8 protein-coding genes and 1 pseudogene are annotated in these 10141 nt (G+C 47.0%); 6 read left to right on the top strand and 3 right to left on the bottom strand.

The features are described from left to right. Positions 1–152 precede the first annotated feature (152 nt). Positions 153–1478: a T9SS type A sorting domain-containing protein gene (locus tag ACU52_RS08825; RefSeq protein WP_082335224.1), complete on the top strand. Its 1326-nt coding sequence runs from the start codon at positions 153–155 to the stop codon at positions 1476–1478. A gap of 120 nt (positions 1479–1598) precedes the next feature. Then, positions 1599–3443, top strand: a complete 1845-nt coding sequence (locus ACU52_RS08820; protein WP_082335223.1) for an Omp28-related outer membrane protein — start codon at positions 1599–1601, stop codon at positions 3441–3443. Positions 3444–4227: 784 nt separating this feature from the next. On the opposite strand, the gene ACU52_RS08810 is transcribed toward ACU52_RS08820, so the two are convergent. Next, the gene (locus tag ACU52_RS08810; protein ID WP_053398535.1) at positions 4228–4515 is read right to left on the bottom strand and encodes a hypothetical protein; all 288 of its coding nucleotides are present in this window, start codon (positions 4513–4515) and stop codon (positions 4228–4230) included. Positions 4516–4769: 254 nt separating this feature from the next. Between ACU52_RS08810 and ACU52_RS08805 the strand changes: the two genes are divergently transcribed. The 3 genes and pseudogenes from ACU52_RS08805 to ACU52_RS08800 all read left to right on the top strand — a co-directional run bounded on the left by ACU52_RS08805 (position 4770) and on the right by ACU52_RS08800 (position 6443). Then, on the top strand, positions 4770–5345 hold the full coding sequence (locus tag ACU52_RS08805) for a ribonuclease HII (RefSeq protein WP_053398539.1): 576 nt from the start codon (positions 4770–4772) through the stop codon (positions 5343–5345). 180 nt (positions 5346–5525) lie between these two features. After that, positions 5526–5654: pseudogene (locus tag ACU52_RS15895) on the top strand (helix-turn-helix domain-containing protein); the annotation flags it as partial. A gap of 120 nt (positions 5655–5774) precedes the next feature. Next, positions 5775–6443 (top strand): WYL domain-containing protein, encoded by a 669-nt coding sequence (locus tag ACU52_RS08800; protein ID WP_394330581.1) that lies wholly within the window; start codon positions 5775–5777, stop codon positions 6441–6443. A 72-nt stretch (positions 6444–6515) separates the two neighbouring features. On the opposite strand, the gene ACU52_RS15105 is transcribed toward ACU52_RS08800, so the two are convergent. Then, on the bottom strand, positions 6516–6689 hold the full coding sequence (locus ACU52_RS15105) for a hypothetical protein (RefSeq protein WP_021855931.1): 174 nt from the start codon (positions 6687–6689) through the stop codon (positions 6516–6518). A 55-nt stretch (positions 6690–6744) separates the two neighbouring features. Between ACU52_RS15105 and ACU52_RS08795 the strand changes: the two genes are divergently transcribed. After that, positions 6745–7668, top strand: coding sequence for a tyrosine-type recombinase/integrase (locus ACU52_RS08795; protein WP_053398533.1), 924 nt, complete (start codon positions 6745–6747; stop codon positions 7666–7668). Positions 7669–8237: 569 nt separating this feature from the next. Here ACU52_RS08795 and ACU52_RS08790 read toward each other — a convergent pair. Then, positions 8238–10112 (bottom strand): hypothetical protein, encoded by a 1875-nt coding sequence (locus tag ACU52_RS08790; protein ID WP_053398532.1) that lies wholly within the window; start codon positions 10110–10112, stop codon positions 8238–8240. Positions 10113–10141 lie beyond the last annotated feature (29 nt).

The following is a 10141-nucleotide window of genomic DNA, read 5'->3' as shown; positions in this document are numbered from 1 at the left end:
AAAATAATTTAATTTTATCATATTTATTACAAATAATCAATACTTTTATAAAATAATTTTGTATCATTGCAAACAGAAACTAAGAGCAGCACATAAGTTTTATATTCTTGTTGCTGCAAATCTACGCAAATTAAAAACCAACTAAAGTGCTTATGAAAAAATTACTACTTTTAGCAGCAATGGCAAGTTTAGCTTGCGGTGCATCAGCCCAAGAAGAGGCAACCCTTTACAACTTTAACGATGCAGTTTTCATAATCGAAGGCTATGAAACACCGGTTTGCGGTGTATTTAATCATGTGTCAAACAATGGCAAATATGCCGTTGGCGTGGACGATTTGATTTCGATGACGAGCTACTACTGGAATGCCGACGCACCAGACGTCATCAATATGGCCTGGGATTATTCCAGAGGATATTCAACTCTTAACGACGTAACCAACGACGGACTTATGGCAGGTAGCGTTGACTCGCTGCTGACAGGTGAGACTTATGTAAGACAATGGCCTGCAACATTTACGCCTGACGGAGGATGGAAACTATTGCCTGTACCTGAGAATTATTCTTCTGACCAGTCGAACGAGTTCAGCCCAACGCGCACACTCAACTGCGTACGCGCCGTTTCATCTGACGGAAAATATATGGCCGGACAGGTTTATGTATCAACAGGTGAGATTGACGAATACTTCGGCATTGAGAAAGTTAAGTTGCTGCCTGTCGTATGGGAGAACAACGAAATAAAGAAGGTTTATGACGACCTCGGAATAAACACTTTCTATGTGTACGGCATCAGTGAAGACGGCAACACCGTTGTAGGTGTCAATACTGCTGAAAACGGCGGACAGAATCCTGCATACATCAAAGACGGCAAGCTATACAACGTGTTCAGCTGCGACGACCCTGAAACAAATACATTCTACGGAGGAATACTTTGCAGCATCGACGCAGAAGGAAACATGTACGGCTACTTCCTTGACGACTCTGACGTGTACAAATACTTTAGCGTAAAGGCAGACGGCAGCATCGTATATTTCGACCAGCTGGTTACTTGCGCAGGAGGCGGATATAAATTCGGTCCGTCTGTTGCCTATGACGAGAACGGCGAGGCACAGGCTGTTCCGGCAGGCGGCATGTATTCACTTCTCGACTGCAGCACTGACGGAAAGGTTCTTGCCGGCGGCGAGACTATAGACATTGGTTTCGGTGTTGTAAACTGCCCCGCTATGATCGTTTCAAAAGGAGCTACCGGCATATCTAAGCCTGAGGCTGTAAAGAGCGATGTAAGCATCGACTACCGCAAGGGCGGAACACTGTACGTAAACGGCGAATACAACAGCGCTGAAATATATGGCGTTGGCGGCAACCTCGTAATGAAAGGCGGCCAGGGAGAAGCATTCAACCTGTCATCTCTGCCCTCAGGCACTTATGTTGTAAAGGTTTCTTACAACGGCGGTTCTAAGACATTCAAGGTGTTACGCTAAAACAGCACTAACATCAGGCTGATATAATGTCGGCTGAAAATCATTTTTACATAATGTGACAGGCAGTGCGTCCTGTCACATTTTCAGTTTTGTCTGCAAGTTAATTCACAATGAACATTTATGCATAATTATATTTTATCGTCAGCAACGCGCCACGTCAGCAAGATTATCTTAACGCTGGCACTGATGCTGGCTGCTACACAAACGATATATGCCAACAGCATGAAGCTGGGCTACTGCGAGGGCAATGCCGTGTCTTTCTACCCCGCCGCCAAAGAATCTCCGGCTGGCGGCTCGGCGGTATTCTTTCCCGAAACGCTTATGCAGGCATATAGCGGCACGGACATCGTATCGTTCCACATTTGGTCAAGCATCATGGAGCCTTCTACCGTACACTTCGCCATCAGGAGCAGCCTTGACGGAGGCGAGGCACTTTATGAACAGACAGCCACCCTTGAAAAATACGGATGGAATGAGGTGCGTCTTGACAAGCCGTTCAGGATAGACGGCAAGGCGTTTTATATGTCTTATCTCGTAGAAGGCATACTGAACATTCCGTATGCCCTGAGCCTTGTGGACGGCGAAGAGTATATCTGCACCGACGGCTCTGAATGGAAGTCGAGCGTCGAGGGATTCAGCGCTGCGTTTTATGCCACAGTAGAGAGCGACAATCTGCCGCGCTGCAACGTCAGTCTAGGCAACATTGTCATGCCGGGATACGCCCGGCTGGGCGAACCGCTGGCCTTCTCGGGCGACTTTATCAATCTTGGTTCCGTGCCGGTTGAGAGCCTCACGTTCACCTATCACGTTGGCGACAGCCTGGCCACAGAGACGGTAAGCGTGACGGAAGTGAAGCCGCGCGGCACAGGCACCTTCGAGATGAACGGACTGCGCATCCTGTCTGAAGGCGAGCCACAGGTAAGCGTGGAAATATCGGCTGTAAACGGCGAGGCCGACTTCGACCCGTCTGACAACACATCGCGCACGAAACAGGTGCTCTGCCGCTCCGTAATGCCGCAGCGAAAGGTGCTGCTCGAGGTGTTCTCTACGGAACGCTGCACCAACTGCCCTACCGTTCACAAGCAGATTTCTGCCGTTGCCGACACATGCGAAAGAATCATAGAACTGGGCCATCATGCCGGTTTCTACGAGGACAACTACACCATAGCAGCAAGCAAGGAGTATGAGTGGTTCTACAAGGAAGGCAGACTCTACGCTCCGGCAGTGATGCTCGACCGCACGGAGATGTCGGACAACTATCCCGACATTTATTCAGACGGAGTGCCTGTGGTGAGCGTTGGTGCATCAAAGCTAAAGACTCTCTATGCCGAACAGAGCTGCGCACCGGCATTCGTATCGGTTGAACCTACGGTGAAAACGGACGAAAGCGGCAACATACTCATCCATGTTGAGGGTGAGCAGCTTATAGACACTGACGTAGAATCGCCACGCCTGTTTGTCTTTGTTTCTGAAGACAGCGTCTACTCTACCAACCAGAGCGGTGCATCCGGCGGATATTACCATCGCCACATGGCAAGACAGAGCGTAACGCCGACATGGGGAGAGCCTATTGACATAAAAGGCTATACAGCCGACTATACTGTTCCGGTGCAGACCGGATGGGATGCGGCCAGATTAAGTGTGGTGGCGTTTGTGGCCAACTATGATGCTGAAGACAAGAACAACTGCCGCGTGCTCAACGCAGAAGAGGCAAAGGTGCCTTATGAGGGCGTTGCAGGAATAGAAAACGCCATTGCTAAGCCCATGCACGTATCATGGGACGGCAGCACACTCATGGTAAAAGACGGATTCAGCCGCCTCACCGTATGTGACATGTCGGGCCGTCAGGTCTACTCCGCCACAGCAGACGACACTGCCGACCTCGGTTTCCTCGACCGCGGATATTACATTGCCACAATCATATGCGGCAACGGACAGAAGGTGATGAAGCTTATGGCCGACTGATTATGTTATGACGAATAACAAAATCAACGAGGACAAGCAATCTCGCCACAGCGGATATAATCCCGCAGCAGGCAGCATCTCTATGTCGGACATCATACAACTATCCTGATGTAATAGTTGGCGTGCCAGATGCATCTACAGAGGAATGTCGCCAGTATGGTGCATGAGCATGTTAAACAACAAGGTAAATGGCACACTTTGCAGATGCGATTATCGCGGACGCCAACTTAACACTACGAACCACACACATCAAACATATATGCCGCCATGCGCAACAGGCTGGACCGATGCCGGTTCGACAGCGCAGGGCGGCATTTCTTTTTCACTATTTTACAATGCCGATAACGCAAGCCATAATACAGCCAGTGGGCAATGCTGCATGAAAGCATCATTGAACATCTATGACGCAGGCAGAAACAAGTTTATTGCATGAATTTCTCACACGGCATATGCACCGCAAAAGAAGCATAGCTTCAAGCGGCCGAAAAATCGAAAGGGATACACGTCTTTTTAATTAATAAGCAATCACCTGAACAGCGATTAAAGTATAAACCGAAAGCAAAATATAACGTATTGGTTTCAAATCATTAACCTATTGTTTTCGGGTCGTAACTCGGCCACTTTTGCATCAAAAGTGGCCGAGTTTTTATGTCTAAACCAGTGGTTTGTCTGTCGGCAACAAGACATCCACACGCAGCTACAACGCTGGCAAGCTACAGAACGGCTTTAATTCAGCTATGCAACCCCTTTCATGATGCTGTCACCGGCATACATTCAGGCTGCATCACTTCAGCAAAGAGCGGCATTTCTTCAGCGACATGATAAACCATATGCAGGCTGCCAGATGCAGCAGTATGGGCATCTCAACCGGAAGTATGGTGGCAAAGAATGCTATCTGGGCTTCGGTTATGGCCTTTGTCTGGCGCATGTCCAGGTCGCGCTCTATCACATATGAATAATATCTGCCAAGAAGACGGAGCGGAGCGTTAAGCATACTGGTTGTCTTTTTTATCATTGAATTAATCTTGCCGCATGCAGTGCCGGCTTGTTCCAGTGTTATCTGCTTTTCCATAATCGTATGTTTTAAATGTTTTTTGTTTCGTTGTAAATATTGTTTTTTATATATGTGCCACGCTTTGGTGTGGCTTTCCGTGTGCAAAATAAATGCTTGTTTGTGCACAATAAGTTCAAACTCGGGCCGTTATCTGTTAAATAAGCGTAAAATCTGTGCCTAATGAACGGCACATGGCTGTCTGCCAACTGCAAGATGGCGGCCGGGGCACATGGCTGCGTGACATGGCTTATAACAATAAACTGAAAATAAATATGCTTAAAAGTTCGCTGAACAAAGGATTGATTGAGGCCGGATGCGACGAGGCCGGGCGCGGATGCCTGGCCGGAAGCGTGTATGCGGCGGCCGTTATTCTGCCCGAAGACTACAGGAACGACGACCTGAACGACTCGAAACAGCTTACGCCGCACAGGCGCTACGAGCTGCGCAAGATAATAGAGCGCGACGCCGTGGCATGGGCCGTGGGCGTGGTTACACATGAGGAGATAGACAAGATTAACATACTTAATGCCAGCATCCTGGCCATGCACAGGGCGCTTGACGGACTGAAGGTGCGCCCGGAGGCCATCATCGTAGACGGCAACCGCTTTAAACCTTACAACTTCATACCCTACACCACGGTGGTAAAGGGCGACGGCAAGTTTATGTCGATAGCGGCGGCAAGCATCCTGGCAAAGACTTACCGTGACGACTACATGGACCGCCTGGCAGAGGAATATCCGCAGTATGACTGGATATCAAACAAGGGTTATCCCACAAAGAAGCACCGCCAGGCCATTGCCGAGCACGGCATTACGCCATATCACCGCAAGACGTTCAGGCTGCTTTAACCAAACGTCTGAGTAGATATCAGCATCTGAAGCGCAGGACAAAGCAGACAATGGCACAAAAGGAAAGCGGCAAAAGCCATTTATGCACGTTCTGACGGCTTATGACGTATGTAAGGGCAAAGACACGCACCGGCAGGCAACAACGTTTATGCCGCAAATTATCACGTTAATAAAGAATTTATGCGACACGACAAACTCGAACGCGAACTGTATCTGCTGCAGCTGCTCACCGAAAACCGCACATACACCATTGAGCGGCTGTGCGAGAAGCTCGGCATATCGCGCCGCAACCTGTATTACTATCTTGAGTTTTTCCGCGACAGCGGATTTAAGGTATACAAGCACGGTAACTGCTACAGTATCGACCGCAATTCGCCTTTCTTCAACCGCCTTATAGAGCGGATATCCATAACGGAAGAGGAGGCGGTGATGATAAGGCGCCTGCTGGACAAGGCCGGACAAGGCGATGTGCTGGCGGACAACCTCAGGAAGAAACTTGAACGCTTCTACGACTTCGACATCATAAACAACGACGAGCTGCGAGAGCAGAAGGTGTACAACATCGGCGTATTGTATGATGCCATAAAGCTGCAGCGTCAGGTGGTGATACATGGCTATGCATCGCCTCACAGCCGCACCACAAAGGACAGGCTCGTTGAGCCGTTCCTGCTGATGAACAACAATAACGAGGTGCGCTGCTATGAGCCGTCGTCGAAGCTTAACAAGACCTTCAAGGTGAGCCGCATGCAGGAGGTAGAGCTGCTCGATACGGAGTGGGCATACAAAGACCGCCATCAGCAGATGTACACCGACGTATTTATGTTCAGCGGTGAAAAGATGATGCCCGTAAGCATGCTGCTGGGCCAGTTGTCTTACAACGTGTTCCGCGAAGAATATCCCGCGGCAGAGGCCAACATGACCACGTGCGGCGACGGACGCCACAGGCTTGATCTGCCGGTGTGCAGCTATGCAGGCATAGGACGCTTTGTGCTTGGCCTGTTCGACGACATTGAGGTGCTTGGCGATGAAGGTTTCATAGCATACCTGCAGCAGAAAGTGGCAGCCATGGCTTCGTCATACACCCATAAGGAGCAATAAGCCGGGCTGCATCAATGCGAGTCAATTTACATATAGGCGCCCTGCCCCGTCCGCTGTTTATCACCAACTGTTTCAGACAGCAACTTTAAAATCATTAAGTTTCTTGCATACGTCAGCTTTCAGTAGCCATACTTCATGACGGATGAAAGCTGAGGGACGGCGGAACACATCAGCGTGATGCACATAAGATGAAGTAGGTATATAATGCATTATTTGAAATTCATCCTTTTTTGCTATTTCTGCCATCTAAATATCATAATTTATTACTTTTATAGCGACAAACAATTAAAATGTATAAATTATGGAAAGAAAAACTATCAAAGAAGTCTATCTCGCATGGCGTGAGATGAAAGTAAGTCTCGTCAAGGAATCGACGTTTGCCACTTATGTAACCAATGCAGAGAAGCACATTTTGCCGGTGCTTGGCGACATGCACTCGGTAAAAGAGAGCAACGTTCAGCAATTTGTTCTTGACAAACTGAAGGCAGGCTTAAGCCAGCGCACAGTGAGAGACATACTGCTCGTGCTGAAGATGATTGTGGCCTATGGGACACGGCAAGGATGGCTCGAACATTGCGAATGGGACATCAAGTTCCCGACAACAGCAGAGAGACACGAGTTTCAGGTTCTTACTATTAACGAACAGCGAAAGCTTATGACATTTCTGAAATCACATTTCTCGTTCAAGAACCTTGGTCTGTATATCTGTCTTTGCACCGGACTGCGCATCGGAGAAATCTGCGCTCTTAAATGGAGCGACATATCCGTAAAGACTCAGACCATCTGTATACGCCGCACCATTGAGCGGGTTTATGTCATAGAAGACGGACATAAATACACAAAGCTCATTATAAGCACGCCAAAGTCAGCCAGTTCAATACGCGACATACCCATAAGCGGCGATTTACTACGGCTGCTGAAGCCGATTATTGGTCTTATCAACAGCACATACTTCGTATTAACTAACACCGAAAAGCCGCTTGAGCCACGAATTTACCGTCACTACTATAAACGCTTCATGAGCAAGCTGAACTTGCCCGCAATGAAGTTCCACGGTCTGAGACATACCTTTGCAACACGATGTATAGAGAGCAACTGCGACTACAAGACTGTAAGTTCAATTCTCGGACACTCAAGCGTAAGCACGACGCTTAATCTGTATGTCCACCCGGACATGGGCCAAAAGCGCAAATGCATTGACAAGATGCTAAAGTCTGTAAGATAATTCTTGACGCATCAGCAAAGACCGATGCCTACAGACTCAACGTACAGAACTGATTAGTATGTCAAGCGTACAGTCTGAATCCCAAAGGATTACTAGAATATTATTAAACCCCTAAATTTATTGATTTCATAATTTGCCTTGATAGACTGATTATCACGGCCGCTAACATTAAGCCAAATCTAATATGTGTTAAATTAAATATAATAGTAAATTTTTATATTTAACATGCGTCAGCAAAAATATTTTTTCCTTCTCATAAATAAGTTTTTATGAGGAGAGACTGTCGTCTGTCCCATCTGAAAGGGCGAATCAAGAGGCGAAAAAGCACATATCTGATGAGATACAAATACTAAAAACAGACAAATTCTTAACATTTATAGCACTATATATCTCACTCATCTGAGAATGTTTTATCCCGAATGACAATACTTGTATTATTATAATTATATCAAAAAACAAGAGGCCCTGCCTCGACACATTGGTCAGGCAGGGCCTTTCTTGTTATTTAATGATGTCTGTAGTATTGTCAAGTCTTACAGTGAAGAACTTGACTCACAGCATTCATCACATTATTTCTTGATAGTCAGTCCTCTGTTGCTGAAGAACTTAGAGTCATAGCTTCTGTCAACTTTAGCATTGAGCACTTTCTTAACACCCTTGACAGCCTTATAACTCTTAACACCTTTCTTAGCAGCCGGCATCTTAACCATTGAAGGAGCACCGCTCTGTGACGGAGTGAATGTTTCTGTTGCACCACCCATCCAGCCTTGCTGGCCGTTCATGTTAACATAATACATCATACCGAATGCGAAGATACCTTCCTCAGCATAGAAGCTGAACGGATAGTTAGGATTATCAGCGAACATGTCGTTAGCGTTTACAACAAGCACATTACCATAACCTGTCTGAGAGTCTACGCCTGTATCGATGACATCGAATGAGATGATACCTCTATCGTCGAGAGTGAATTCAAGGCTACCTTCCTGTGTCAGCCAAGGCTCAAGTTTGTAGTGAGTCTGGTCGTTACCGTCAACATAGAGAGTTGTTGAATATGTACCGTCACCAAACGGGTTACCTACCGGCTGACCGCCCTCGTCAGTGATGAAGTTCGGGAAGTAGTTCTGGTCGTATGTACCAGAAGTTACAGGCTGCCAGTTAGCTGTACCTGAACCGCCACCAGTGCTGAATGTGAATGTTGTAGCAGAACTGCTTCTCATGTTGCCTTCAGCATCGAATGTAACGATAACCATTGTATACTTACCACCTTCTGCTATCTGGATGCTTACATCATCGCTTTCAGTGATACCTGTTGCCTCGAGAGAACCGTCAGCGATAGCTTCAACAATAGCATTGATATCGTCACCGTCAGCAGCCAATACATATTTTGCGTTAGCTACATCCTCACCAAGAGTGATAGTACCCTCAGCGTAGTTGTTGCCTGCAACGTCGGTGAAACGGCCTTTGTATGTGAACGAAGAAGAGTAGTCAGTAAATTCGCTGCCCGGCAGAGCAATTGCCCAACCTGTTGTGTCAAGATAGCCAAGCGGAGTGAATGAATCGTCGAAGTTTACATAGATGCACACTTGAGGCAGAGTGATCATACCGTCTTTCAGAGTTCCGAAGAGATCCGGTTTAGCTGCTTTGATATCCTCAAGGCTGTTACCCTCCTTAATATACTCGTCAACGATGCTGAACAAGTGCATTACACCATATCCCTGAGAAGCCATACCGTCGTCTGTGCCAGGATAGAAGTCACCTGTTACATAAACGAAGTTAGGATCTGTTGCGTTGATAACCAGGCTTGTGTTATCCTTGTTAGCCCATGCCATCATACCTGTAGCAACATAAGTGTTATAGAATGTTGTGCCAGGTCCATAAGGAGTTACGATACGGTAGTAACCCGGTTTCAGGATGTTCTCCTGAATCTCTACGTTGTAAGTCAGCTGATCTGCGCCATAGAAGCCCGGATAGATTGCATCGCGATAAAGTCCTGTACCGATTGAGTTCCACTCAGACAGTCCGATAGTGAATGTATAAGATGAACTTCCGTAAGGAGTTGTATAGTTAGCATCTGCAATAGCTACAGTAACATCATCAAAGTGACCCATCTGTATTGTCTGAGGATCGTAAGTAACAGTCAGATATGCTACAGAGTCGCCGTCAGCAAATGTTACAGAAGAAGGAACACTAACTGCACAGTTTTCAGATGTAGTTACATTGAAGTTTACAGTGAGTTCACCGGTACGCTGGATGCGGTTTACCGGTATTTTCACCTCACTGGCATTAGGATCAAGGTTCACTGTTGAAGAAAGCGCATTGCTGAAATACACCTGCTCTCCTTCAATCGTTGCTCCTATGTACTCAAACTCTTCGGTACATGAGCCCAGCACGAGTGCCAGTGCCGAAAAGAGGAGCATCATGGAATGTTTGAATATCTTGTTCATGATATTTTCTGTTTTATTATTACTTATTT

The sequence above is a fragment of the Xylanibacter rarus genome (genome assembly GCF_001275135.1).
Taxonomy (GTDB): Bacteria; Bacteroidota; Bacteroidia; order Bacteroidales; family Bacteroidaceae; genus Prevotella; species Prevotella rara.
This window is presented reverse-complemented; position numbering and strand designations above follow the sequence as displayed.